The organism is Micromonospora sp. NPDC049089, assembly GCF_040648775.1.
Lineage (GTDB): Bacteria > Actinomycetota > Actinomycetes > Mycobacteriales > Micromonosporaceae > Micromonospora.
Genome location: NZ_JBEZEH010000352.1, coordinates 1 through 3,395, shown reverse-complemented (window position 1 = coordinate 3,395; position 3,395 = coordinate 1). Strand labels below are relative to the sequence as shown.

Genomic DNA, 3,395 nt, shown 5'->3' with positions numbered 1-3,395 from the left:
GGACCACCCGGACACCGCGACATCATGAGAGCCGAGTCGATCACGGCCATTGAGCTGCGTAGGGCCTGGTCTGACGACCGGTGACCGTCCAAGATCTGCGGATTGTTCATCAAGCGGTAGCCTTGGCTGGTGCGAGTACGTGTCGAGCAGACCGCCCTACCCGGGATCGGGGTACGTCACGATCTGGTGACGGAGTCCGGACGCCGCCTGGGCGTCGTCTCCCATCGCAATGGCCGCCGTGATCTCGTTTTCTACGATCCCGACGATCCCGATGCCTGCCAGGCGGACATTCCGCTCACCGACGACGAGGCTGAGGCTCTGGCCGACATCCTCGGCGCGTCGCTGATGCTCGGTCAGCTCTCCGGGCTCCGCGAGCAGGCCGCCGGTCTGCTCACCGAGCAGATCGCCATCACGGCCGGCTCTCCGTACGTCAACCGGAAGCTCGGCGACACCAAGGCGCGTACCCGCACCAGCGCCTCCATCGTGGCGGTGCTGCGCGAAGGCGAAGTAATCGTCTCGCCACTCCCCTCCTTCCGCTTCGCAGCCGGCGACGTGGTGGTCGTCGTCGGGACCCGCAGAGGTCTCGACGGTGTGTCCGCCATCCTCGCCGACAGTGACCCGGACGGCTGAGGCGGATGCACGATTTCACCACGCTGCTCATCGAAGTCGGTGCGCTGCTGTTGCTGCTTGGCCTCCTCGGCCGGCTGAGCCGGCGCTTCGGCCTCTCGCCCATTCCCCTCTACCTGCTCGCCGGGCTCGCGTTCGGGCACGGCGGGCTACTTCCGCTCGCCGCCAGCGAGGAGTTCTTCGCGGTCGGCGCCGAGATCGGCGTCATCCTGCTGCTGGTGATGCTCGGCCTGGAGTACTCGGCCAACGAACTGGTCGGCAACCTCCGCTCGGCAGCCCCGGCCGGGCTGATCGACGGCGTGTTCAACGCCCTGCCCGGCGCGGCCTTCGCCCTGCTGCTCGGCTGGGACTGGGTCGCCGCCCTGGTGCTCGGCGGCATCACCTGGGTCTCCTCCTCCGGGGTGATCGCCAAGGTCCTCGCCGACCTGGGCCGGCTCGGTAACCGGGAAACCCCGGTGATCCTCTCGGTGCTGGTCATCGAGGACCTGGCGATGGCGCTCTACCTGCCACTCGTCACCGCCGTACTGGCCGGCACCGGCCTGCTCGGCGGCGGGATCGCGCTCACCGTCGCGGTGGGCACCGTGCTGATCGTGCTGGTGGTCGCCATCCGGTACGGCCACCTGATCTCGTCCGCCCTGTCGGCGAAGGACCCCGAGGCGCTGCTGCTCGGCGTACTCGGTCTGACGTTGCTGATCGCTGGCATCGCCGCGTCGCTTCAGGTGTCGGCGGCGGTCGGCGCGTTCCTCGTCGGCATCGCGCTCTCCGGCCCGGTGGCGCACCACGCCACCGAGTTGCTCTCGCCCCTGCGGGACCTGTTCGCCGCTGTGTTCTTCGTCTTCTTCGGCCTGACCACCAACCCGCAGGACATTCCGCCGGTGCTGCTGCCGGCGCTCGCGCTGGCCGTGATCACCATGGCGACGAAGACGGCCACCGGTTACCTCGCCGCCCGTCGGGTCGGCATCGCCGAACCCGGTCGATGGCGGACCGGCCTGGCACTCGTACCCCGAGGTGAGTTCTCCATCGTCATCGCCGGTCTCGCGGTGGCCGCCGGGAGCGTCGAGCCGCGGTTGGCAGCGCTGGCCGCGACGTACGTCCTGATCACCGTGGTGACCGGGCCGATCCTGGCCCGGCTGCCGGACTTCCCGTGGTTCAAGCGGTGGCTGCGCAACCGCGCGGCGGCGCAGCGGCGGGGGCCGGCCCCGGTCATCGACTCACCGCACTGAAGTCCACCTGAACGCCGCGGCCGCATGGGTCGCACCCTCGCGGAGGTAGAAGCGGTGCGCCTCGGTCCGGGCGAGGCCGGACTCCAGGAAGACGTAGTCGGCACCGTGTTCGTGCGCCCATGCCCTGGCCGCCGTCAGGAGGCTGGAGCCGACACCCCGGGAGCGCCACTCGGGGTGCACAGCGAGGTCCTCGATCGAAGCCCGACGGCCGAAGCGCACCGAGAGGATGTCCACGTAGACGCTGGCCACACCAACCAGCTGACCTTCACCCGATCGCGCCGCGAAGAGTGCGACGTCTTCGTGGGCGAGCAATTGCGCGGTCCGCTCGACGGCACGATCCCGGTCCCAATCCCCGGGACGGCCACCGGGAGGGGCGAAAAGCCACTCCAGCCCCGTGACGAACTCGGCCTCGGCGCCTCGCTGTAACTGTCGTACGTGGATGGTCATGGGGACATCATCGGCTGCGTCATCGATGCAACCGACCCGCCCATGCCAACGGTTGCGGAATTGCTCCTCGCGGGTACTACCGCAGCACCCGACGGCGGGTTACCGTTTCGCCCCAGCAGCCAGGGTCCGCAGGCAGCGTTGCCAAACGCGGGCGAGAGCGGAAGGTCAGCCGGTGAGCGTGCAGGAGTCGACGTTCCACGGCTTTGCCAACCCCGTCGATCCGACTCCGGCGGAGTTGCGAGCTTGGGCGTACAAGCCCGATTCAGTGCCGTTGGCGTCGATGCCACCGGACTGGGACCTGCTGGTCTCCGGCGACCGGCTGGTGTTGACACTCTTCGAGTTAGCGATGGATTCAACCTGCCCGGCACGGCGGTTCGCGCTGCACTGCCTCTACATCTACGCGGCCGACGGCATCCGGACGAACTTCCGCGCGCATCCCAAGCGCCGCTTCCGCAAGCTCGTCGAACAGGCCGAGCGTGACGGCGACGAGCTGATGAAGGTCTGGGCGCACAACGGCCGGGTGCTGTTGGCCAGACCGGACCTCTTCGTCTATCGAGACTGGTGCGAGGGCGGCCTGGTCCGCGAGAACCGCCGCCTCGGCTGAACTGCCGGATTCGCTCCGTTTCTTTCGCCGATCTTGCACTTTCTGTTCCGACCTATTGCGCGAAGCTAGACATTCCGTCATCCCAAACTGCAAGATCGCGGAATTGGGCGCGGGGCGCGGGGGCGGGGGGCGTGGGGCGTGGGGCGTGGCGTGCGTACGGGCCGGGACCCCCCGTGGGTCCCGGCCCGTACGTTGGTTACCGGTCAGTCCTGCTTGCGTTCTGGTTCGGCTTGACTCCGTTCGGCGGCGTGGTCGCCGTTTTCGGCGAACCGGCCCGCGATGACCCGGTCCCGGTAGGTCCCCTCGGTCACCTTGTCGAACTTCTTGCGGACGGTTTCGGCCAGGTTCTCCAACCGGTCCTCGGTCTGCTGGGCCACCTTCTTCGCCTGTTCCGCCATCGCTCCCCCTCGCCATGCCGGTAGGTCCAGATTAAGCCGATTGGACCCTTATCGACAGGCTAACCGAAGCGGCCCGGACCGCGCCGGGAATCCGGC

Annotated in this window: 5 protein-coding genes; 3 read left to right on the top strand and 2 right to left on the bottom strand. The window is 68.5% G+C overall.

What is annotated here, in order from left to right:
- Window positions 1-129 precede the first annotated feature (129 nt).
- Window positions 130-630 carry a TrkA C-terminal domain-containing protein gene (locus AB0B48_RS32500; protein ID WP_357208344.1) on the top strand — a complete coding sequence of 167 codons (501 nt, stop codon included), beginning with the start codon at window positions 130-132 and terminating at the stop codon, window positions 628-630.
- A 5-nt stretch (window positions 631-635) separates the two neighbouring features.
- Window positions 636-1,850, top strand: coding sequence for a cation:proton antiporter (locus AB0B48_RS32495; RefSeq protein ID WP_355004662.1), 1,215 nt, complete (start codon window positions 636-638; stop codon window positions 1,848-1,850).
- Here the strand turns inward: AB0B48_RS32495 and AB0B48_RS32490 are convergent.
- Entirely contained in the window at window positions 1,839-2,297 is a 459-nt protein-coding gene (locus AB0B48_RS32490) for a GNAT family N-acetyltransferase (protein ID WP_357208341.1), read from the bottom strand. The two genes, AB0B48_RS32495 and AB0B48_RS32490, sit on opposite strands and share 12 nt — an antisense overlap.
- A gap of 172 nt (window positions 2,298-2,469) precedes the next feature.
- Here AB0B48_RS32490 and AB0B48_RS32485 point away from each other — a divergent pair, with 172 nt between their 5' ends.
- The gene (locus AB0B48_RS32485; RefSeq protein ID WP_355004660.1) at window positions 2,470-2,901 is read left to right on the top strand and encodes a hypothetical protein; all 432 of its coding nucleotides are present in this window, start codon (window positions 2,470-2,472) and stop codon (window positions 2,899-2,901) included.
- A gap of 203 nt (window positions 2,902-3,104) precedes the next feature.
- On the opposite strand, the gene AB0B48_RS32480 is transcribed toward AB0B48_RS32485, so the two are convergent.
- Window positions 3,105-3,299: a hypothetical protein gene (locus AB0B48_RS32480; protein WP_357208339.1), complete on the bottom strand. Its 195-nt coding sequence runs from the start codon at window positions 3,297-3,299 to the stop codon at window positions 3,105-3,107.
- Between the last annotated feature and the right edge of the window lie 96 nt (window positions 3,300-3,395).